This window comes from Amycolatopsis suaedae (genome assembly GCF_004214935.1).
In the GTDB taxonomy this organism is placed as follows: Bacteria; Actinomycetota; Actinomycetes; order Mycobacteriales; family Pseudonocardiaceae; genus Amycolatopsis; species Amycolatopsis suaedae.
In genome coordinates, this window is record NZ_SFCC01000011.1 from 1 (window position 1) to 18,668 (window position 18,668).

Here is an 18,668-nt window from a genome sequence, read left to right on the forward strand (position 1 = left end):
GCCTGATCAGACCGGTGACAAACTCGATGGTGGACTTCGATACCGGCAGGGCGCTCTGGTAGACAGTGGGGCCGGAGCCCTCAGAGTGCTGATCTTGGGTCACATCTTGATCAACATCTGAGGGCTCCACCTCGTTCCAGCGAGCACCGCTGACACCCCTCCACCCCGTTCCCGCGCAACGGTTACCGCGAATGTCACCGCACTGACCAGCACAATCAGGATGAAAAATCCCCATTGGGGGACTTTCGTCAGGCCGCCAGCGCGACCGCGGGAGCCGGGGTGGCGACCGGCCGGATGGTGTTGCGCAGCGCCCAGACCAGGGCGGCCAGCACCACACCGGCGGCGCCGGCGGCGAGGAACGACAGACCGGGCCCGCCGTGCTCGACCAGGTAGCCGCTGACCGACTGGCCACCGGCCAGGCCGAGCGTCACCGCCGTGATCAGCCAGCCGAACGCCTCCGCCGCGGTACCGGCTGGCGCGACCAGTTCGATCGTCGCCGAGTGCGTGGTCGCCTGCGGCGCGATGAGCGCACCGGCCACCAGCATGGCCACCGCCATGCCCCACAGCTGCCCGGGCAGCGCCAGCACGGCCACCAGGACGCTGAACCCGCCGAGCAGCACCGGCAGCCGCAGGTTGATGGCCTTCGGCCAGGGCCGCATGCTGTACGCGACGCCGAACGCCACCGAGGTGACCGACCAGGCCGACAGCAGGATGCCGCCGAGCACGGGCGCACCGGACGCGGTCGCGGCGGCCGGGACGGCGACCTCGACGAACCCGATCACCACACCGAAGCCCAGCGCGGCGACGGCCAGCGTCCGCATGCCGGGGCTGGCCAGCGCGCCGAGCAGCGGCTGGTCGACCCGCCGCTCGGGACGCCAGCCGCGGATCACCGGGCTGAGCGCGAACGTCAGGGCGCCGATCAGCATCGTCGCGGCGCCGACGACCAGACCGGTTCCCGGCCACGGCGCGGCGACCAGCACGCCGGCCAGGCCAGGGCCGAGCACGAAGAAGACCTCCATGCTGATGGCCTCGTAGGACAGTGCCGCGTTGCGCACCGGACCGGACGGCAGCAGCCGCGTCCACAGCGCCCGCGACGCCGACCCGACGGTCGGCTGGGTGACCCCGAGCAGCAGCGCCAGCGCGAACAGCAGCGGCGTGGCCGCGTGTGCCTCGATCGCGGTGACGAGCGCGGTGACGGCGCCGACGAACAGGCTCGACGTGGTCAGCAGCGGCCGGGTCGGGCCGAAGCGGTCGATCAGCCTGCCCTGCGTGACCCAGCCGAACGCGGAGCCGATGAGCGCACCGGCCGAGACCAGCCCGGCCGCGGCGAACGACCCGGTCTGCCGCTGGACGTACAGCAGCGCGGCGATGCCGATCATCGCGATCGGCAGCCTGGCCAGCAGCGATGCCACGGCGGGTCGACGTGCGGCGGGCACGGAAAGGACAGCCCGGTAGTCGGCCAGCGTGGTGCGTTCGGACATCGCGATCTCTCCAGGAAGAATGGGACTCGCGTACCAGTATGCGACCGTGTGGTACGCGAGTACCAGTCAATTTCCGGCGATCTGCGTCACCATGTCTCGGTTGGGTAACGGTCCGAGATTCCTGCCCGGAATCGCGGAACAAATCAGGGTCTCAGGCGTCCTTGAGAGTGAAGGGCCTTGAAGTATGGGGTAGGGGTCGTGCGACAGTTGGTGACCCCCACACAAATAACGCTCCCTCCGGCACAAGGGTCGGGGCCTACGACCGGAGGGCGGGGAGCGCGGGCTGTCGGGGGATGGTCTGCGCAAAGCATGAGGGCCGGTGCGCCACGTCGGGGGTGGCGCCCGGCCCTCATGTCATGTCCGGGGGAACTCAGCGAGCCCGTCGAGCCAGCCGCTCCGGGTCGAGGATCAGCACGCTCTTGCCCTCCAGGCGCAGCCAGCCGCGGTGCGCGAAGTCGGCGAGTGCCTTGTTGACGGTCTCCCTGGAGGCGCCGACGTACTGGGCGATCTCCTCCTGGGTGAGGTCGTGCGTCACCCGCAGCAGGCCCGCCTCCTGCGAGCCGAACCGCTGCGCGAGCTGCAGCAGCGCCCTGGCCACGCGGCCGGGAACGTCGGTGAAGATCAGCTCGGCCACCATGTTGTTGGTCCGCCGCAGCCTGCGGGCGACCACCCGCAGCAGCTGCTCGGCGATCTCCGGCCGGGTCGAGATCCACTGCCGCAGCGCGGGCCGGTCCATCGTCACGGCGCGCACCTCGGTGACCGTGGTCGCGCTCGACGTACGCGGGCCGGGGTCGAAGATCGACAGCTCACCGAACATGTCCGACGGGCCGAAGATCCCCAGCAGGTTCTCCCTGCCGTCGGCGGACTTGCGCCCGATCTTCACCTTGCCGGACTGGATGATGTACAGCTTGTCGCCGGGCTCGCCCTCGTTGAAGATCACGTGGCCACGGGGGAACTCCACGCTCTCCAAGGTCTGTGCAAGCGCCTCGGCCGCCGCCGGTTCCACACCCTGGAAGATGCCCGCGCGGGCCAGGGTCTCGTCCACCTCGTGCCTCCTCATCGTGTCGCGGCCGCATGCCTCGGGCGGGCAGCGTGCCGCGGATCACTTCGTGCAGTGTAGGGCGTGTCACCGAGTTCGGATCGTGGCTCGCCGTCCGGCGGACCAAGACACACCCCAACTGGACGATCTCGGTGACGGTGGAGCCTAACTCCGCACGCGTCGAGGCCGCAGCTTGGCTGCCCTTCCGCCCAGCCTGCGCAGCCGGAACAGCTCGAGCGCCCTGCCGATTCCGTGGCCGTGCAGGGCCCTCAGCTCGTTGGGCTGGGCCTGCTCGAGGAACTGTTCGACCTCTTCCTCCTGCACCGCGACGTGCCGCAGCCTGCTCTCCACCCGCTCCATGATGAGAGCGAAGAACATGATGACGAGCGGCACGGCGATGACGAACCAGATAGTCATTGACTCCAGATCCTCGCTCACTGCGTTCCAGCCCGCACGCTCCGCATTCGGCAGGCGTGTCGGGCGTGTCGGGCCGGATGGCTCCCGCACGGGCTGTCGGCTGGCGCCCGTAGGCTAGCGGGGTGTCCTCCGGCGTTCGCAAAGCACCCCGCACAGCCGATGGCGAGAGCCGGCTGGCATTGGTGAGACGCGCACGGCGCATGAAACGTTGCCTCGACGAGATCTATCCGGACGCGCACTGCGAGCTGGACTTCACCACGCCGCTGGAACTGCTGGTCGCGGTGATCCTGTCCGCGCAGACCACCGACGTGCGCGTCAACCAGGTCACCCCGGCCCTGTTCGCGCGGTACCGCACGGCAGCCGACTACGCCGGTGCCGACCGCACCGAGCTGGAGGAGTACCTGCGGCCGACCGGCTTCTACCGGGCCAAGGCCAACTCCCTGCTCGGTCTCGGTGCCGCGCTCGTCGAGCGGTTCGACGGCGAGGTGCCCGGCAAGCTGGCGGACCTGGTCACCCTGCCGGGGGTGGGTCGCAAGACGGCGAACGTCGTGCTCGGGGACGCGTTCGGCGTGCCCGGTATCACCGTCGACACCCACTTCGGCAGGCTGGTGCGCCGGTGGGGCTGGACCGACCTGGAGGACCCGGTCAAGGTGGAGCACGCGATCGGCGAGCTGATCCCCCGCAAGGAGTGGACGCTGCTGTCGCACCGGACGATCTTCCACGGCCGCCGCGTGTGTCACGCCCGCAAACCGGCTTGCGGGGCCTGCCCGCTGGCGAAGGACTGCCCGTCTTACGGCACCGGGCCCACCGAGTTCGAGATCGCCGCCAAGCTGGTCAAGGGCGAGGAACGCGAGCACATCCTCGCCATGGTCGGTGGCGGCTCTTGACCCGCGCGACCAGGTGGGCGCTGGTGGTCGGTGTGCTGGCACTGGCCGCCATCGTCGCGTTGCTGCCCCGCGACGACCCGCAGCCCGCCACTGCGGCACCCGACCTCGGGCCGGCCAGGGCGGCCGCCGCACTGCCCCCGTGTGCCGCCGGTGCCGGACCGGCGGCGTTGCGCGGGGTCGCCACCCAGTGCCTCGGTGACGGGTCGCCGACCAACCTCGCCGCCGTGCTCGGCGGCGGTCCGACGCTGGTCAACCTGTGGGCGATCTGGTGCCAGCCGTGCCGTGCTGAACTGCCGGTCCTCGGCGCGTACGCCGCCGAACCCGGCGCCGCGCGGGTGGTCACCGTCCAGGTGCAGAGCAAGCAGGCCGACGGCCTGGCCCTGCTCCAGGAACTGGGCGTCCGGCTGCCGACCGTGCACGACGGCGAGGGCATGACCGGCCCGGTCCGCGACGCGCTGCGGATGCCGCCGCGACTGCCCGCGACGTTCGTCGTGCAGCCCGACGGCTCCGCGCGGCTGGTCGAGTCGACCCCGGTCCTGCACACCGTCGAGCAGGTGCGTGCGGCCGTCGGAGGTGCCAGGTGATCGGTCCGCTGGTCGACCCGGAGACGGTGCCGGACTGGTTGCGGCAGCTGGTGGTGACCAGCCACGAGCTGGACTCGACGGCGTTCACCCGGTTCCGCCCGCCTCGGCTCGGCCGGACCCGCGACGCGGCGGTGCTGATGCTGTTCGGCGAGGGCCCGAGGGGCCCGGACGTCCTGCTGCTGCGCCGGTCGGACAGCCTCGGCTCGCACGCGGGTCAGGTCGCGTTCCCCGGCGGCGGCGCCGACCCCGGCGACGAGAACCCGATCGCCACCGCGCTGCGGGAGGCCGAGGAGGAGACCGGCGTAGACCCGTCCGGCGTGCGGCCGGTCGCCGTGCTGCCCGAGCTGTACGTGCCGGTCTCGAAGTTCTCCGTCACCCCCGTGCTGGCGCACTGGGTGAACCCGACGCCCGTTCGTGCCGTAGATCCAGGGGAGACCGCGGCGGTGGCCAGGGTGGCGGTCGCCGATCTGGTGGATCCGGCGAACCGCTTCCAGGTGCGGCGCCGCGGTTTCGGTTGGACCGGCCCGGCCTTCGACGTCGACGGACTGCTCGTGTGGGGTTTCACCGCGGGGGTGCTCTCGGTGTTGTTCGGGCTGGCAGGCTGGGAACGCGACTGGGACACCGGTGACGTCCGCGACCTCGACGAGGTGCTGACGCGGTTCGCCGAGACGGTGCGGGAGAGGGAGCAGGCGTGAACTGGGTCGACGTTCTGGTGATCCTGCTGGCCCTGCTGGCCGCCGTCTCCGGTGCGCGGCAGGGCGTCGTGGTCGCGTTGCCCGCGTTCGTCGGGGTGCTGCTCGGTGCCATCGGCGGTATCCGGCTGGCTCCGCTGATCGTCGAGCTGTTCGACAACCCCGCGCTGCGGGTGGCGATGGTCGTGGCGACGGTGGTGTTCCTTGTCGCGCTCGGCGAGACGCTGGGCGTCTGGGCGGGCCGCAAGATCAAGAACCGGATCAACTCGCCGAAGCTGACCGGCGTGGACAACACACTCGGCGCCATCGTGCAGGGCGCGGTGGTGTTCGTGGTGGCGTGGCTGATCGCCGTGCCGCTCACCGGCGTCGCCGGGCTGCCGGGCCTGGCGCGGGCCATCAACAACTCCGAGGTGCTCGGCGGCGTCGACCGGGTCATGCCGGATGCCGCGCAGGGCCTGCCCAACGAGCTGCGCAAGCTGCTCGACGCGTCCGGCTTCCCGTCGATCGTCGCGCCGTTCCAGCAGGCACCCAACGGTGCCGAGGTGGCCCCGCCCGATCCGAACCTGCAGGCCAGTGCCATCGTGCGGGAGCTGCGGCCGAGCATCGTGAAGATCCGCGGCAACGCGCCGTCCTGTTCGCGGGCGCTGGAAGGCACCGGCTTCGTCGTCGCGCCGCGGCGGGTGATGACCAACGCGCACGTCGTCGCGGGAACCGCCGAGACCGCCGTCGAGACGAGCGAGGGCAGGCTGCCGGCCAGGGTCGTCTACTTCGACCCGGGCACCGACGTCGCCATCCTCGCCGTGCCGAGGCTGGAGGCCGAGCCGCTGACGTTCGCCCCCGACCCGGCGCGGGCCGGTGACAACGCGATCGTGCTCGGCTACCCGCTGGACGGGCCGTACCACGCGACGGCCGCGCGGGTGCGGCAGCGGATCAACCTGCGGGGACCGGACATCTACGAGGCCAACACCGTGCAGCGGGACGTGTTCACCGTGCGGGCCGGTATCCGCAGCGGCAACTCCGGCGGGCCGATGGTGGACCCGCAGGGCCGGGTGATCGGCGTGGTGTTCGGCGCGTCGGTCGAGGACCCGGACACCGGGTTCACGCTGACCGCCGCCGAGGTCGAGCCCGAGGTCCGGGCCGCGCCCGGCTACGGCAGCGCGGTGAGCACCGGCCCCTGCGCGGCGTAGAATTGTCCTCGCTCCGCTCGGACGCGGTCGGGCCCTTCAGTCGGCGTCTTCCCTCCTCGCCGTCGCTCGCTGCGCGAGCTTGGGGCTCGTCAGTCCAGACGCCGACGGCCCGACCGGTGCGGGTCGGCCCTCTCATACCTTCGCCAGGAACTCCACTAGCGCCGCGCTGGTCGTCTCCGCCGCCTCCAGGTGGGGGTAGTGGCCGACGCCGGGCAGCTCCATGAACCGCGCGCCGGGCAGCCAGGGCGCCGACGCACGTGCCGTCGCGGGCAGGACACACGGGTCGTCGCCGCCGTGCAGTTGCAGCACCGGCAGATCCAGCGGCTTGTCGACGGCCGCTCGGAAACGCCTGCCCTCGCCGCGGAACTGCGAGCGGAACGCCCACCGGTAGTACTCCAGCGAACTGTGCGCCACCCCGGGCACGCGCACGGCTTCGCGGAACCGCTCGGCGGCTTCGCTGAACTCCGCCGTCTTCGTCCACTCCGGACCGGACCACGCCCGCAGCAGCTCCGTCACGGCCGCGGCGCCGTCCCGGACGAGCCGCCGCTCCGGCGCCATCGGCACCTGGAAGCCGAAGAGGTGACCGATCGCGCGGGCCTGGTTCTCGTTACGCCGCAACAGAGACCGCCGCACCGCGGACTTCAGCGCGAGCGGGTGGGCCGCGCCGATCGTGCTCACCGAAAGGACCAGCCTCGGGTGCAGCGCCGCCGCCGTCACGCCGAGCATGCCGCCCCAGGCATGCCCGACCAGGTGCGCCCTGCGCTCGCCAACGGCCCGGATCAGCCCCGCGACGTCACCGGCGAGCGTCCAGGCGTCGTAGCCACGCGGTGGTTTGTCCGAATCGCCGTACCCGCGCAGGTCGACGGCAACCGCCCGGTAGCCGGTGTCGGCCAGCGCCGTCAGCTGGTGGTGCCAGGTCCACCAGAACTCCGCGAAACCGTGCAGCAGCAACACCATCGGCCCGCTGCCGGCCTCCGCGTAGTGCAGCCGGATGCCGTTGGCCGACACGTCACGGTGCGTCCACGGGCCCTCGATGCGGACGACGTGCGGATCGGGTGCGTCCCGCACTTCTCAGTCAGTCACGCGTGGCCGGCGCGGTGTCCGGCGTCTCGTCCCGCTGCGGCTTCAGCGCGGCGGCTGTCTCCTTCACGCTGTCGATCGTGCGCTGCGGTGCCCGGATCTTCTTCACCTTGAGGTAGCCGAGGAATCCGAACAGGCCCGCGGTCAGCAGCATCAGCCCGAACACGATGGCGAACGCTGCCCACCGGAACAGCCACTCGGACAGCAGCTCACCCAGGAAGAAGAACAGGAAGAACGAGCTGTACAGGGCCACGACCAGCGCGACGATGAAGAAGACGCTGCCCTTGAGGGCCTTCTTCACCTCGCCGGTGATCTCGGACTTGGCCAGCTCGACCTCGGCCCTGACCAGGGTCGACATGTGCTGGGTCGCGTCCTTGACCAGCGAGCCGATCGACTGGTCGCCGTTGCGGCCGGTGTCCTCCGACAGCGGGAGGTAGGGCACGGCCCCCATGCCGTCGGTCTCGTTGAGTCGGTGCTTGGGGCTGCTCACGGCCTCATCGTGCCACGCCCCGCCACCGAACGCTCAGGAAGGCTCACCGAGATCGTCCACTTCCGCGTGCGCCCGGCTGCGGCGGACCAGCATCGCGGCCGCCGTGAGCGACGCCACGGCCGACGCGATCAGCACCGCCGCCTTCGCCAGCTCGGTCTCCGGGCCGCTCAGTGCCAGGTCGGCGATCAGCAGGCTGACGGTGAAGCCGACGCCGCCGAGCACCGACAACGCCGCGATGTCACGCCAGCCCGTTCCCCTCGGTTTCTCGGCCAGCCCGAGCCGGACCGCGAGCATGCTCGCGCCAAGGATGCCGACGGTCTTGCCGACCAGCAGCCCCACCATGATCGCGATCGGCAGCGCGCTGCTGAACACGCTGGCCAGCGAGTCCGCGGTCAGGTCGATCCCGGCGGCGAACAACGCGAACACCGGCACCGCGACGGCTGCCGACCAGGGCTGGAGCCGGTGCTCCAGCCGGATGGCCGGGGCGTGTTCCTCGTCGTCGTCCTTGCGTACCCGGGTGAGCAGCCCCAGCGCGACGCCGGCGATCGTGGCGTGCACGCCTGCGGAGTGCACCGCGACCCAGGCGACCACCGCCAGCGGGACATACAGCCACCAGGCCCGCACCCGCTTGTGCTGCAGCCAGGCGTAGACGGCGAACGCCAGCACCGCGACACCGGCGGCCACCAGGTCGAAACCCGTGGTGAACAGCACCGCGATGAGGATGATCGCGCCGAGGTCGTCGACGACGGCGAGGGAGAGCAGGAACACCCGCGCGCTGCTCGGCAGGTTCGACCCGGTCAGCGCCAGCACACCCAGGGCGAACGCGATATCCGTGGCGACCGGGACAGCCCACGCCTTGGCCATGCCGGGCTCGCCGAACCCGATGGCCAGCGCGAGCGCCGCCGGTACCACCATGCCGCCGACGGCGGCGACGATCGGCAGTACCGCCTGCTTGAGCCGGGACAGCTCGCCGACCACCAGCTCACGCTTGAGTTCCAGGCCCGCGACGAAGAAGAACAACGCCAGCAGGCCGTCCTTGGCCCAGTCGCCGACGCTGAGGTTCAGGTGCAGGAACTCGGGGCCGATCTTGGCGTCGCGGATGGTCGTGTACGCCTCGTCCCACGGCGAGTTGGCCCAGAGCAGGGCGACGGCCGTGGCGATCAGCAGGATGATGCCGCCGGTGGTCTCCGTACGCAGGTAGCGGGCGAAGTCGGCAACCGGGCGGGGCAAGTTCACGGGCTCTCCTGGAAGGGTTGGCTATACCTCGCCGACCAGACTTCCCGGCACACCTTCGCGAAATACTAACGCATGCGAACTAATCCGCTATGTCGGCTTTTCACCTGATCAGCCCAGTACCCTGCCGGGCGTTAACGGGACGGTCGTACTATGCGCCCGACAACGATGTCCACACTGTGAGGACGGCACGTCGTGAGTACATCCTCTACCGAGGTTCAGCAAGACAAGGGATTCTTCGGGCACCCACGAGGGCTGGCGAATCTCTTCGGCGTCGAGATGTGGGAGCGCTTCTCCTTCTACGGGATGCTCCTGATCCTGCCGCTCTACCTGTACTACGAGGTCGAGCGCGGCGGTCTCGCCCTGGACAAGAGCGCGGCCGTGAGCATCGTCGGCGCCTACGGCGGTCTGGTCTACCTGTCGACGATCGTCGGCGCGTGGATCGCCGACCGGCTGCTCGGAGCCGAGCGGACCCTGTTCTACAGCGGTGTGCTGATCATGATCGGCCACATCGCCCTTGCCCTGATCCCCGGCGTGCCCGGGGCCGTGGTCGGCCTGATCTGTGTCGGCTTCGGCAGTGGCGGGCTGAAGGGCAACGCGACGTCGGTCGTCGGCACGCTGTACGCCGAGAAGGACGAGCGGCGTGACGGCGGCTTCACGATCTTCTACATGGGCGTCAACATCGGCGGCCTGGTCGGTCCGCTGCTCACCGGCCTGCCGGTGAACGAGATCCAGGGCTCCACCGGGTTCCACATCGGCTTCGGCCTCGCCGCGGTCGGCATGGCGCTCGGCCTGACCCAGTACGCGCTCGGCCGCAAGAACCTGGGCCCGAAGGCGAAGGAGATCCCCAACCCGCTGCCCGCGTCCCGCCGTCCCCTGGTCGGCGTCGGCGCGCTCGCCGGGATCGCGCTGGTCGTCGTGCTGGTGCTGACCGGTGTGGTCACCGCCGAGAACCTGTCCGACCGGACCGTCCAGGTCGTCATCGCGGCCGCGATCATCTACTTCGTCGTGATCCTGACCAGCAAGAAGATCTCCGCCGTCGAGCGCAGCAGGGTGTTCGCGTTCATCCCGCTGTTCATCGCCAGCGCGGCGTTCTGGTCGCTGTTCCAGCAGCAGTTCACCGTGGTGACGCTGTACTCCGACACCCGTCTCGACCGGAACCTGTTCGGCTGGGAGATGCCGGTGTCCTGGGTGGGCTCGATCAACCCGGCGTTCATCATCCTGCTGGCCCCGGTGCTCGCCGCCGTGTGGACGAAGCTGGGTGAGCGGCAGCCGTCGACGCCGGTGAAGTTCGCCCTGGGCACGGTGCTCATGGGCGTGGCGTTCCTGCTGTTCATCCCGATGGCGGGCGGTGGCCCGAACAGCGCTCCGCTGCTGGGCCTCGCCGGCGTCCTGCTGTTCTTCACCGTCGCCGAGCTGTGCCTGTCGCCGGTCGGCCTGTCGGTGGCGACGAAGCTGGCGCCGGAGATCTTCCGGACGCAGATGGTGGCGTTGTTCTTCCTGTCGGTCTCGCTGGGCACGGCGATGTCGGGAACGCTCGCCAAGCAGTACGACCCGGCCGACGAGGTCCCGTACTTCGGCATCATCGGCGGTGCGGCGATCGGCATCGGCATCCTGCTCGCGGTGGCGACGCCGTGGGTCCGCAAGCTGATGTCCGGCGTGCGCTGAGACACCACGAAAGAAGGCCCCGGCGGGACGAACCCGCCGGGGCCTTTTGTGTGGAAGCGTCAGGCGTCCAGCTCGGCCAGCGCCTGCTTGGCCTTCTCCAGCTCGGCCTCCAGCGCGGCGACCTTGGCCTGCTGCTGCTCGCGCGCGGCGTTGATCACCTCGTCGATCGGGCCGGACAGGTCGTCGTGCAGCTCCTTGGCGGCCCGGGACACCGCGGCGGCCGGGATCTCCAGGCCGCGGGCTACCCACTTGCTGCCGTGCTTGAGCTCGGCCTGCCACTCGCCGTCGGCGGTGCCGGTGACCGTGAGCGTCAGCTCGACCGTTCGGGTCTTCTTGGCCGTGGTGCCCGCCTTCGGGCGGCCACGCTTGGGCTTCGGCGCCTCGGCCGGCGCGCTGTCCTCCTTCGGCGTCTCCGCGACCGGTTCGGCGGGAGCCTCGGTGGGGGTGGGAGCCGTCTCCGGCTCGGTCAGGGATTCCACGGTCATCTGGTGCTGTCTCCTTGCCGTAGGAAGGGGGTCCCGGGCGACAGCGTAGAACAGGCGTTCGACCACGGCGAGTCAGGGTGTATAGTCGAACTCGGTTAGTCGAGTTCGGTTATCTTGGAGGCGTGACGGTGGCAGCCCGAGCCGTGCGAAGCCCGCTGACGCTGGCCGTGTTGAGCCTGCTCAACGAGGGTCCGCGGCATCCGTACGAGATGCAGACGCTCATCCGGCAACGCCAGGTGCGCGACGTCGTGCGGATGCGGGGCGGCTCGCTCTACGACGCCATCGCGCGGCTGGGCAAGGCCGGCCTGATCGAGGCGACCGGGACGTCGAGGGAGGGCGCCCGGCCGGAACGGACCGTCTACGCCATCACCGAGAAGGGGCGGGCCGAGTTGTTCTCGCTGCTGCGCGAGTACGTCGGCGCGCGTGCCGAGGAGTACCCGGTCTTCCCGGCGGGGCTGGCCCACGCCGGGCACCTGTCGCCTGCGGAGATGGCCGAGCTGCTGCGGAGCCGGGCGGACGAGCTGTCCACGGTCATCGACGGTGTCGACGCCGATCTGCGATCGGCGCGGGAGGCAGGCATCCCGCGGGGCGTCATGTTGGAGACCGAGTACGCGCAGGCCGTGCGCCGCGCCGAACTGGACTGGCTGAGGGGAGTCCTCGCCGACCTGGAGTCCGGCGAGCTGGAGTGGATCGGAGCGGAGGAAGCATGAGCAGGGTGACGTTGCCGCGAGGGCTGAAGACAATGAACCGCGCGGTGAAACTGGTGCAGCGCCTGGGGTTGAAGATGGGGCCGGTGTCCGTGCTGACCGTGCCGGGCAGGCGTAGCGGGCAGCCGAGGAGCACGCCGGTGACACCGTACGAAGTGGACGGACAGCGTTACGTCATCGGCGGCATTCCCGGCGCCGACTGGGTCAGCAACGTCCGGGCCGCGTCGGGTGAGTGCACGCTGCGGCAGGGCAGGCGGGTGCGCCGGGTGCGGCTGGTCGAGGTGCCGGAGGCCGAGCGCGGGCCGATCCTGCGGGAGTTCGCGCTGCAACTGCCGCAGGGTGTCGACATGGTGGTGAAGGCGGGGGTGGTGCCGGACGGGAAGCCGGAGACCTTCGAGGCCGCCACCGGCATCATGACGGCGTTCCGGATCGACCCCGCCTGAGGGAGGCCCGGGGCTCGCCCGAGGGCGAGCCCCGAAGGCGCTACTCCTCGGACTTGCCGGACTGCAGGCCGGACGAGATGAGGTCCATGACCGACGAGTCGGCCAGCGTCGTGACGTCGCCGACCTCACGGTTCTCCGCGACGTCACGCAGCAGGCGGCGCATGATCTTGCCCGAGCGGGTCTTCGGCAGCTCCGGGACGACCATGATCTGCCGCGGCTTGGCGATCGGGCCGATCTCCTTGGCGACGTGGTTTCGCAGCTCCTGCACGGCCTCCTCGCCGCCGTCGACGGCGTCACCACGCAGGATCACGAACGCCACGATGCCCTGACCGGTCGTCGGGTCGGACGCGCCGACGACGGCCGCCTCGGCCACCGTCGGGTGCGAAACCAGCGCCGACTCCACCTCGGTGGTGGAGATGCGGTGGCCGGACACGTTCATCACGTCGTCGACGCGGCCCAGCAGCCAGATGTCGCCGTCGTTGTCGTACTTCGCGCCGTCGCCGGCGAAGTAGAAGCCCTTGTCGGCGAAGCGCGACCAGTACGTCTCGCGGTACCGCTCGTCGTCGCCCCAGATTCCCCGCAGCATCGACGGCCACGGCTTGTCCAGCACCAGGTAACCGCCGCCGCCCTTGCCGACCTCGTCGGCCTTGTCGTCGACGACCTTCGCGGAGATGCCGGGCAGCGGGCGTTGTGCCGAACCGGGCTTCGCCTCGGTGACACCGGGCAGCGGCGAGATCATGATCGCGCCGGTCTCGGTCTGCCACCAGGTGTCGACGACCGGCGTCGCGTTCGCGCCGACGTTCTCCCGGTACCAGACCCACGCCTCCGGGTTGATCGGCTCGCCGACACTGCCCAGTACGCGCAGCGACGACAGGTCGTACTTCGCCGGAATGTCCTTGCCCCACTTCATGAACGTGCGGATCAGCGTGGGCGCGGTGTAGTAGATGGAGACCTTGTACTTCTGCACGATCTCCCAGTGACGGCCCTCGTGCGGGGTGTTCGGCGTGCCCTCGTAGACGACCTGGGTGACGCGGTTGGCCAGCGGGCCGTAGACGATGTAGCTGTGCCCGGTGACCCAGCCGATGTCGGCGGTGCACCAGTAGACGTCCTCGCCCGGCTTGTGGTCGAACACGTAGTGGTGGGTGTACGCGGCCTGCGTCAGGTAGCCGCCGGAGGTGTGCAGGATGCCCTTCGGCTTACCGGTGGTGCCGCTCGTGTACAGGATGTAGAGCGGGTGCTCGGAGTCGAACGCCTCCGGCTTGTGGTCCTCGGACTGGCCGTCGACCAGTTCGTGCCACCACAGGTCCCTGCCCTCGGTCCACGGGACGTCGTCGCCGGTGCGGCGGACGACGATGACCTTCTCCACCGACTCGGCGCCGTCGAGTGCCTGGTCGACGTTCGCCTTCATCGGCGCGGCCTTGCCGCGGCGGTACTGGCCGTCGGAGGTGATGACGACCTTCGCCTGCGCGTCGTCGACCCGGGACCGCAGCGCCGTCGGCGAGAACCCGCCGAACACCACGCTGTGCAGCGCGCCGATGCGGGCACACGCGAGCATGGCGACGATCGCCTCGGGCACCATCTGCAGCTGGATCGCGACGCGGTCGTGTGCGCCGACTCCCAGTGACAGCAAGGCGTTCGCGGCCTTGGATACCTCGCGCTTCAGCTCGGCGTAGGTGATGTCCCTGGTGTCGCCGGGCTCACCGACCCAGTGGATGGCGACCTGGTCGCCGTGCCCGGATTCGACGTGCCGGTCGACGCAGTTGTAGGCGACGTTGAGCTTGCCGCTGACGAACCACTTCGCGAACGGGGCGTTCGACCAGTCGAGTACCTGCGTCCACTTGGTGTCCCAGTGCAGCCGCTCGGCCTGCTTGGCCCAGAACGTTTCCCTGTCGGCATCGGCCTCGGAGTAGAGCTCCGCGCCGGCGTTGGCCTTGGCGGCGAACTCCTCGCTGGGCGGGAACGTACGGCTCTCCGTCAGCAGATTGTCGAGCGCCGACGACTGCTCTGTCATGGTGCTTTGCCTCCTGAAGTGCAAAACCTCTGCGAAACACGCTGGCTACCCCCGGGGCACGGTAACGACACTCGTACCCGTTGTAAAAGGTTGCCACCAGGTTGCACCCTGGAGGATGTTTGGTCTAGACCAGACGGGTGGCCGGTGTCGCCGGACGAGCGGTCGTCTCCGCCAGACGAGCGGCCAACCGGTCGCGGACGACCGGCCATTCCGGTTTGGTTACCGAGTACAGGACGGTGTCCCGGATCGACCCTTCCTTGCGGATGCGGTGTCCCCGCAGGATCCCCTCCCGCACGGCCCCGAGCCGTTCGATCGCGCGCTGCGACCGGGTGTTGTTGATGTCGGTCTCCCAGGCGACGCGGTTGGCGTCACGGACGTCGAATGCGTGGGTCAGCAAGAGCAGTTTCGCCTCGGTGTTGAGTGCGGTGCGCTGCCACGGCGTGCCGATCCAGGTGTGCCCGATGCACAGGATGCGGTTGCGGGCGTCGAGTTGGTAGTAGGACGTCGTGCCGGCGACCGCGCCGGTGCAGGCGTCGATTTGCGCGAAGGCCTGACGGGCGGGGTCGGCGAGGATCGAGGTGATCATGTCCCGGGTGGCGGCGACGTCGGCGGGCTGGAACACCGACAGCCACGTCCAGACGTCGGGGTCCCGGCCCGCTTCGAACAGGCCCTCGGTGTGGTGGAGTTCGAGCGGTTCCAAGCGGACGTGCTCACCGGCCAAGGTCGGCCGTTCGTTCCAGATCATGTCGTCAGCTTCACTCGGATCGGTGGACCTACGCTATGTCCATTTGTGAGACATGTGAGGAGGCCACTTTGTGGGCGCTTATGCTCGCGCGCAGTACGTACGGCTGGAGAGGACGGCGCGATGGCCGACGAGCGGGAAGAGCTCACCTGGGAACTGTTCGGCACGGCGAGCCGGGAACTGGCCACGCAGGTCGCCGACAGCGGCTTCGAGCCGGACCTGATCCTCTCGATCGCCCGCGGCGGGCTGTTCGTCGCCGGCGCGCTCGGGTACGCGCTGGACGTGAAGAACCTGCACGTGATGAACGTCGAGTTCTACACCGGCGTCGACCAGCGGCTGGATCTGCCGGTCATGTTGCCGCCGGTGCCCAACGTCGTCGACCTGACGCAGAAGAAGGTGCTGGTGGCCGACGACGTCGCCGACACCGGCGCGACCCTGAAGCTGGTGCGGGACTACTGCGCCGACCACGTGGCCGAGGTGCGTTGCGCGGTCGTCTACCAGAAGCCGCACTCGTCGGTGTCCTGCGAGTACGTCTGGCGGCACACCGACCGCTGGATCAACTTCCCGTGGTCGACGTTGCCGCCCGTGGTGAACCGGGTGGGGCAGGTGCTGGACGCGTGAGCGACCCGCTGGCCCCGCTGCTGGATCTGGACGGCGTCACGGCCGCGGCGAAGTCCGCGCAGGACGCGGTGTTCGCCGTCCACCGCCACCCGGCCAACCTGCGGGGCGGCGCGGCCACGGCCGCCGAGGCGTCGGTACGCGCGGCCCGCGCGTCGGCCGGGGTGGAGGGTGCCGACCCGGAGATTCCCGGCGAGGGCTCGGTCAGCGACCCCGTGCTCGCCGGTGCGCTGCGGGTGGCCGAGGCCGGTGAGTCGCTGCTGCCGGTGTGGCGGCGGGCGCCGTTGCAGGCGCTGGCGCGGATGCACGTCCTGGCCGCGGCCGACCTCGTCGACGACCCGGAGCTGCTGGGCAGGCCGGTCGCCGGGGCGGGGCAGCGGCTGGAGCTGCTCGCCCAGCTCGTGCTCGGGGCGACGTCGGCGCCGCCGGCCGTGCTCACCGCGGTGGTGCACGGCGAACTGCTCGCGCTCGACCCGTTCGGCGCCGGGGGCGGGGTCGTCGCGCGGGCGGCCGCGCGGCTGACCATGGTCGCCACCGGCCTGGACCCCAAGGCGCTGACCGTGCCCGAGGTCGCCTGCTACCGCAGGGTGGCCAAGTACACGGCCGCCGCCCGCGGCTTCGCGTCGGGCGAGCCCGACGGCGTACGCGAGTGGCTGCTGTTCTGCTGCGCGGCCTTCGAGTCGGGCGCCACCGAGGCCCGCTCGATCGCCGACGCTGTGACTTAGGCCCTCGCTTCGCTCGGGCGCGGTCGGGCCCCCTCAGTCGGCGTCTTCCCTCCTCGCCCGTCGCTCGCTGCGCGAGCTTTGGGGCTGGTCAGTCCAGACGCCGCCGGGGCCCGACCGGTGCGGGGCGGCTTTAGCCCGCTAAAGCCGCCCCGGGGTCAGCTGGCGCGCATGTGCAGCGACGCCAGCGCGTCGCGGACGTGGCCCTGGCTGGCGGTGAGCGCGCGCTCGGCCTGGGCGGGGTCGACACCGGCCAGCAGGTGCACCAGCGCCACCTTGAGGTCACCGCCCGCCGCGGTGAGCGCCTCGGCGCAGTCGTGCTCGCTCATGCCGGTGGCCTCGCGCAGGATCCGCAGCGTGCGGCCCCGCAGCTTGGCGTTGGTGGCGCGCATGCTGACCATCAAGTTCGAGTAGGTCCGGCCCAGCTTGATCATCGTCGCGGTGGAGAACGCGGTGAGGATGATCTTCTGTGCCGTCCCGGCCTTCATCCGGGTGGAGCCGGCGATGGCCTCCGGTCCGGTGTCCACGGCGATCAGCACGTCGACGCCGGCGACGCTGGTCTTGCGGGCGTTGCCGGACACGAGTGCGGTCTTGCAGCCCCGCTCGTGTGCGGCACGCAGCGCGCCGAGCACGTACGGGGTGCGCCCGGACGCGGTCAGCCCGAGCACGAAGTCGCCCGGCTCCAGCGTCTCGAGCAGCTCGGCGGCACCGGCTTCGGCGTCGTCCTCGGCGTTCTCCACCGCGTGCCGCAGCGCGCGCTCACCACCGGCGTGGTGGGCGATGAACCAGTCGCCAGGCACGTTGAACGTCGGCACCAGCTCGGCGGCGTCCAGCGTGGCGAGCCTGCCGGACGTCCCCGCGCCGACGTAGTGCACCCGCCTGCCCGCCCGCAGGGCGTCGACGGCGTGGTCGACCGCCTGCGCAAGCCGCGGCAGGACGGCGTGCACGGCCTCGGGGACCATGCGGTCCTCGGCGTTGAGCGCGCCGAGGATGCCGACCGTGGACATCAGGTCGATGTCCGTGGTCCGCGGATTGCGTTGCTCGGTCGGAGAATCGACGTGAACCACCTGCCGGGGCACGCTCACCATCAACCTCACTGACTTGTCGGTCATTTGCCGGTATCCCTCGGCCTCCGCCTGCCGTCCGGGCGCACGCCCAGCCGGTGTGTGCCCACCGCGTCCCGGGTGGCGTCCAGTGCGCTGACCGCCGCGTCCATGTGGCGCTGTGCGACGCCGATGAACAGGCAGTCGATGACGGTCAGCTGGGCGATCCGGCTGGCTGTGGCGCCGGACCGGAACGTCGTCTCGCGTGCCGCCGTGGTGAGCACGTGGTCGGCCACCTCGGTGATCGGCGAACGCGGGAAGTTCGTCAGCGCGACGGTGATCGCACCGTGCTCGCGGGCGACGCGCAGCGCCTCGACGGTGTCGGTGGTCGCGCCGGTGTGCGAGATGCCGACCGCGACGTCGCCGGGCTTCAACACGGCCGCGGAGGTCAGCATGATGTGGGTGTCGGACCAGGCGAAGCTCACCCGGCCGATGCGGTGCAGCTTCTGCTGCAGGTCGGCGGCGACGAACGCGCTGGCGCCCACGCCGTAGACGTCGACGCGGCCCGCGCCGGAGACGAGGTCGATGACCCGCTGCAGAGATCCGACGTCAAGCTGGTCTGCGGTCTCCTCGACGGCTCTGGCGTCGGCGAAGCTGACCTTGCCGATCACCGCCGCGAGGTCGTCCTCGGGGCCGATCTCGCCGCCGAGGTTGCGGTTGGACCTGGCCTCGGTGCGGGCGGTGTCCGCGGCCAGGGCGATGCGCAGCTGCGGGTAGCCGCCGACGCCGATGGCCTTGCAGAAGCGCGTCACCGTGGTCTCACTGGTGTTCGCGGCCAGCGCGACCTCGGTGATGCTGCGCCGGGCGACCGCGGACGGGTCGTCGAGCACGACCTTGGCCACCCGCTGCTCGGCTCTGGCCAGGCCAGGCAGCAGCGAGCGGATTCTGACCAGCGGACTGGCGTCCGCCTCCCGCGCCGGCTGAGCGGACGGCTCGTCCACCACGGGTGCGGCCTCGGAGCTCACCGTTGGAAACTTACTAACCGTAGGTACCTGCGACAAGACAACCCACACCCTTCTCAAGGATCGCGACTCGACCGTGATCCAGTGGACGAGCAGCGAAAGTTCGCTTGTCCAGAA

General features: G+C 70.5%; 20 protein-coding genes. 9 read left to right on the forward strand and 11 right to left on the reverse strand.

The features are described from left to right. Positions 1-248: 248 nt before the first annotated feature. The 3 genes from EWH70_RS21630 to EWH70_RS21640 all read right to left on the reverse strand — a co-directional run bounded on the left by EWH70_RS21630 (position 249) and on the right by EWH70_RS21640 (position 2,937). On the reverse strand, positions 249-1,481 hold the full coding sequence (locus tag EWH70_RS21630; RefSeq protein WP_130477314.1) for an MFS transporter: 1,233 nt from the start codon (positions 1,479-1,481) through the stop codon (positions 249-251). 370 nt (positions 1,482-1,851) lie between these two features. After that, a complete protein-coding gene (locus EWH70_RS21635) occupies positions 1,852-2,526 on the reverse strand; it encodes a Crp/Fnr family transcriptional regulator (protein WP_130477315.1) in 675 nt (224 codons plus the stop codon). A gap of 159 nt (positions 2,527-2,685) precedes the next feature. Beyond that, positions 2,686-2,937: a hypothetical protein gene (locus EWH70_RS21640; RefSeq protein WP_130477316.1), complete on the reverse strand. Its 252-nt coding sequence runs from the start codon at positions 2,935-2,937 to the stop codon at positions 2,686-2,688. 200 nt (positions 2,938-3,137) lie between these two features. On the opposite strand from EWH70_RS21640, the gene nth reads away from it, so the two are divergent. From nth to EWH70_RS21660, 4 genes are read left to right on the forward strand one after another with little or no spacing between them, the layout of a single operon-like run. Continuing rightward, a complete protein-coding gene (nth, locus tag EWH70_RS21645; RefSeq protein WP_130477317.1) occupies positions 3,138-3,824 on the forward strand; it encodes an endonuclease III in 687 nt (228 codons plus the stop codon). After that, complete coding sequence (locus EWH70_RS21650) at positions 3,821-4,408, forward strand: TlpA family protein disulfide reductase (RefSeq protein ID WP_130477318.1); 588 nt, start codon at positions 3,821-3,823, stop codon at positions 4,406-4,408. Before nth ends, EWH70_RS21650 begins: the two co-directional genes overlap by 4 nt. Beyond that, positions 4,405-5,103, forward strand: coding sequence for an NUDIX hydrolase (locus tag EWH70_RS21655; protein WP_130477319.1), 699 nt, complete (start codon positions 4,405-4,407; stop codon positions 5,101-5,103). The genes EWH70_RS21650 and EWH70_RS21655 overlap by 4 nt, the downstream gene beginning before the upstream one ends. After that, positions 5,100-6,287 carry a MarP family serine protease gene (locus EWH70_RS21660; protein ID WP_130477320.1) on the forward strand — a complete coding sequence of 396 codons (1,188 nt, stop codon included), beginning with the start codon at positions 5,100-5,102 and terminating at the stop codon, positions 6,285-6,287. The genes EWH70_RS21655 and EWH70_RS21660 overlap by 4 nt, the downstream gene beginning before the upstream one ends. A gap of 132 nt (positions 6,288-6,419) precedes the next feature. On the opposite strand, the gene EWH70_RS21665 is transcribed toward EWH70_RS21660, so the two are convergent. Genes EWH70_RS21665 through nhaA form a run of 3 tightly spaced genes read right to left on the reverse strand, consistent with a single transcriptional unit; the run spans position 6,420 to position 9,093 of the window. Next, positions 6,420-7,355 carry an alpha/beta fold hydrolase gene (locus tag EWH70_RS21665; protein ID WP_130477321.1) on the reverse strand — a complete coding sequence of 312 codons (936 nt, stop codon included), beginning with the start codon at positions 7,353-7,355 and terminating at the stop codon, positions 6,420-6,422. Between the two features lie 7 nt (positions 7,356-7,362). After that, positions 7,363-7,857: a phage holin family protein gene (locus tag EWH70_RS21670; protein ID WP_130477322.1), complete on the reverse strand. Its 495-nt coding sequence runs from the start codon at positions 7,855-7,857 to the stop codon at positions 7,363-7,365. A gap of 33 nt (positions 7,858-7,890) precedes the next feature. After that, a complete protein-coding gene (gene nhaA, locus EWH70_RS21675; RefSeq protein WP_420809083.1) occupies positions 7,891-9,093 on the reverse strand; it encodes a Na+/H+ antiporter NhaA in 1,203 nt (400 codons plus the stop codon). Between the two features lie 192 nt (positions 9,094-9,285). Here nhaA and EWH70_RS21680 point away from each other — a divergent pair, with 192 nt between their 5' ends. Then, a complete protein-coding gene (locus EWH70_RS21680; protein WP_130477323.1) occupies positions 9,286-10,758 on the forward strand; it encodes a peptide MFS transporter in 1,473 nt (490 codons plus the stop codon). A 59-nt stretch (positions 10,759-10,817) separates the two neighbouring features. Here the strand turns inward: EWH70_RS21680 and EWH70_RS21685 are convergent, their stop codons facing one another. Then, entirely contained in the window at positions 10,818-11,243 is a 426-nt protein-coding gene (locus EWH70_RS21685) for a DUF6319 family protein (RefSeq protein ID WP_130477324.1), read from the reverse strand. 122 nt (positions 11,244-11,365) lie between these two features. On the opposite strand from EWH70_RS21685, the gene EWH70_RS21690 reads away from it, so the two are divergent. Together EWH70_RS21690 and EWH70_RS21695 are read left to right on the forward strand one after the other, a co-directional pair. After that, positions 11,366-11,953, forward strand: coding sequence for a PadR family transcriptional regulator (locus tag EWH70_RS21690; protein ID WP_240687136.1), 588 nt, complete (start codon positions 11,366-11,368; stop codon positions 11,951-11,953). After that, positions 11,950-12,393 carry a nitroreductase family deazaflavin-dependent oxidoreductase gene (locus EWH70_RS21695; RefSeq protein ID WP_130477325.1) on the forward strand — a complete coding sequence of 148 codons (444 nt, stop codon included), beginning with the start codon at positions 11,950-11,952 and terminating at the stop codon, positions 12,391-12,393. The genes EWH70_RS21690 and EWH70_RS21695 overlap by 4 nt, the downstream gene beginning before the upstream one ends. A gap of 40 nt (positions 12,394-12,433) precedes the next feature. Here EWH70_RS21695 and acs read toward each other — a convergent pair whose 3' ends face one another. Then, the gene (gene acs, locus EWH70_RS21700) at positions 12,434-14,404 is read right to left on the reverse strand and encodes an acetate--CoA ligase (protein ID WP_130477326.1); all 1,971 of its coding nucleotides are present in this window, start codon (positions 14,402-14,404) and stop codon (positions 12,434-12,436) included. A gap of 124 nt (positions 14,405-14,528) precedes the next feature. Further along, positions 14,529-15,149 (reverse strand): GNAT family N-acetyltransferase, encoded by a 621-nt coding sequence (locus EWH70_RS21705; RefSeq protein ID WP_130477327.1) that lies wholly within the window; start codon positions 15,147-15,149, stop codon positions 14,529-14,531. 120 nt (positions 15,150-15,269) lie between these two features. On the opposite strand from EWH70_RS21705, the gene EWH70_RS21710 reads away from it, so the two are divergent. Then, positions 15,270-15,767: a phosphoribosyltransferase gene (locus EWH70_RS21710; protein ID WP_130477328.1), complete on the forward strand. Its 498-nt coding sequence runs from the start codon at positions 15,270-15,272 to the stop codon at positions 15,765-15,767. Then, complete coding sequence (locus EWH70_RS21715) at positions 15,764-16,489, forward strand: Fic family protein (protein WP_130477329.1); 726 nt, start codon at positions 15,764-15,766, stop codon at positions 16,487-16,489. The genes EWH70_RS21710 and EWH70_RS21715 overlap by 4 nt, the downstream gene beginning before the upstream one ends. Positions 16,490-16,644: 155 nt before the next feature. Here EWH70_RS21715 and EWH70_RS21720 read toward each other — a convergent pair whose 3' ends face one another. Further along, the gene (locus EWH70_RS21720) at positions 16,645-17,574 is read right to left on the reverse strand and encodes an N-acetylmuramic acid 6-phosphate etherase (RefSeq protein ID WP_130477590.1); all 930 of its coding nucleotides are present in this window, start codon (positions 17,572-17,574) and stop codon (positions 16,645-16,647) included. A gap of 20 nt (positions 17,575-17,594) precedes the next feature. Beyond that, the gene (locus EWH70_RS21725; protein ID WP_240687155.1) at positions 17,595-18,533 is read right to left on the reverse strand and encodes a MurR/RpiR family transcriptional regulator; all 939 of its coding nucleotides are present in this window, start codon (positions 18,531-18,533) and stop codon (positions 17,595-17,597) included. Between the last annotated feature and the right edge of the window lie 135 nt (positions 18,534-18,668).

Excerpts from the sequence above, each read along its gene's own strand:
- EWH70_RS21630 (WP_130477314.1), bottom strand. The coding sequence starts at position 1,481 with ATGTCCGAACGCACCACGCTGGCCGACTACCGGGCTGTCCTTTCCGTG.
- EWH70_RS21640 (WP_130477316.1), bottom strand. The coding sequence starts at position 2,937 with ATGACTATCTGGTTCGTCATCGCCGTGCCGCTCGTCATCATGTTCTTC.
- nth (WP_130477317.1), top strand. The coding sequence starts at position 3,138 with ATGAAACGTTGCCTCGACGAGATCTATCCGGACGCGCACTGCGAGCTG.
- EWH70_RS21685 (WP_130477324.1), bottom strand. The coding sequence starts at position 11,243 with ATGACCGTGGAATCCCTGACCGAGCCGGAGACGGCTCCCACCCCCACC.
- EWH70_RS21695 (WP_130477325.1), top strand. The coding sequence starts at position 11,950 with ATGAGCAGGGTGACGTTGCCGCGAGGGCTGAAGACAATGAACCGCGCG.
- acs (WP_130477326.1), bottom strand. The coding sequence starts at position 14,404 with ATGACAGAGCAGTCGTCGGCGCTCGACAATCTGCTGACGGAGAGCCGT.
- EWH70_RS21705 (WP_130477327.1), bottom strand. The coding sequence starts at position 15,149 with ATGATCTGGAACGAACGGCCGACCTTGGCCGGTGAGCACGTCCGCTTG.
- EWH70_RS21710 (WP_130477328.1), top strand. The coding sequence starts at position 15,270 with ATGGCCGACGAGCGGGAAGAGCTCACCTGGGAACTGTTCGGCACGGCG.
- EWH70_RS21720 (WP_130477590.1), bottom strand. The coding sequence starts at position 17,574 with ATGGTGAGCGTGCCCCGGCAGGTGGTTCACGTCGATTCTCCGACCGAG.